This is a genomic window from Nonomuraea sp. NPDC049784 (assembly GCF_040659615.1).
Lineage (GTDB): Bacteria > Actinomycetota > Actinomycetes > Streptosporangiales > Streptosporangiaceae > Nonomuraea.
This window is the reverse complement of record NZ_JBFAMX010001176.1, coordinates 1-1,531: the sequence shown is the minus strand read 5'-3', so window position 1 is coordinate 1,531 and position 1,531 is coordinate 1. Positions and strand designations below refer to the sequence as shown.

The 1,531-nt window shown below is 70.7% G+C and carries 1 protein-coding gene and 1 pseudogene; both read right to left on the bottom strand.

The genetic code is table 11. From position 1 onward, the window contains the following. Window positions 1-849: pseudogene (locus AB0J09_RS64480) on the bottom strand (PucR family transcriptional regulator); the annotation flags it as partial. 29 nt (window positions 850-878) lie between these two features. Further along, a partial coding sequence (locus AB0J09_RS64475; protein ID WP_360714346.1) for a serine hydrolase occupies window positions 879-1,531 on the bottom strand: 653 nt, incomplete at its 5' end.

Genomic DNA, 1,531 nt, shown 5'->3' with positions numbered 1-1,531 from the left:
GGAAATAGGCCCCTTACCTGCGTGTTTGACATGTGGCATGATGTCGCGCGTGCCACAGGGGGCACACTGCAGCGCGACGATCTTGGCGGCGTCGGCGAGCGCGCGCTGCCGCTGCTCGCTGAGCGGCTCGCGCACGGCCACCCAGATGGAGCCGAGGATCTCGTCGCCGCTGCGCACGGCCACGGCGGCCCGGTTGATCACACTTTCGTCCTCGAGCTCCATGTAGATGGGCTCGCGGCTCTGGTAGAGCTGTTTGAAGAAGCCGCGCTCGTCGAGCATCCGCAGGTAGCGCTCGGGCACCTGGCGGCCGAGGACGGTCTCCACGCGGCCCGGGTCGGCCTCGTCCTGCCGGCCGGAGAAGGCGAGCACGCGGGACGACCTGTCCTCGATGGTGACGGGCGCGTCGAGCAGCTCGCAGACGGCGTTGGCCAGCGAGAACAGGTCTCCCTGCGGCCCTTGCTCGGGCTCGGCCAGGTCGGCCTCGGCCAGCAGGGAACGCAGCAGCGCGGCGACCTGCGCCCAGGAGGCGGCCCGGGTGAGGCCGAGCACGGCGACGCCGGTCGCCAGCACGGTGGCGCGGACCTGCTCGTCGACGTCCACGGGCAGCTTCACGACGACGCCCGCGGCGGCGGGCGCGCGTTCGATGAGCGAGCAGATCTCCGCGGCGCCCCGCACGCCGACCGCGAGCAGGATCCCACCCGAGGGGACGATCAACTCGTCAAGCGGATCGAAGATGTGCACCCCGGTGACCTCGGCGTCGAGGTCACCGGGGGAGGCCGCCACATCGAGGACGGTGGTGCCGAGGTCCTGCAGGATCCGTCCCAGGCTGGCACGGGGACGATTCCTCACACGATCACGATAGTCCACGAAAATCGACGTCAACGTAGCCGGTCAACAGCCAGACGGGCGGCGCAGCCGATGGCGGCGTCCGCGGCGGGCAGCCGGGATCGAATGACATCACTGCGTACGAACACGGCGACGGCGTACCGCTTGCCGTCGGGGTACTCCACTACGCCCGACTCGTTGCGGATGCCCCACAGGGTGCCCGTCTTGCCCGACACCTTCACCTCGTCGGGGAAGCCCGCGGCCAGCCGGTGCGGCCAGATCTGCTCGCCCATGACCTTTCGCACCTCGGCGCACGCCTCGGGAGGGCCGGCCTGGTCGCGCCAGATGAGGCTCAGCAGCGTCGTGATCTCGCGCGGCGTGCCGGCGGTGGTGCGGGCAGGGTCGCGTACGGCCATGACCCGCAGCTCGTCCTGGGTGGCGACGTCCCAGTCCTCGCCGATGTCCTCGGTGACCTGCTGGAACAGCTTCGCGCACCCGCCTATGAGCCGCGTGCGGCGCAGCCCGAGCGCGGCGAGGGTGCCGTTGACCCGGTCGAGTCCGACGCGGCGGAGCAGCACGTCGGTCGCCGCGTTGTCGGACATCGTGATCATGAAGTGGGCCAGGTCGCGCAGGGGCGTGAAGGCGCTGCTGTCGTACCTGCCCTCGAACAACCTGGACGAGGCCCCGATCTTCGAGGCCGCCGCCG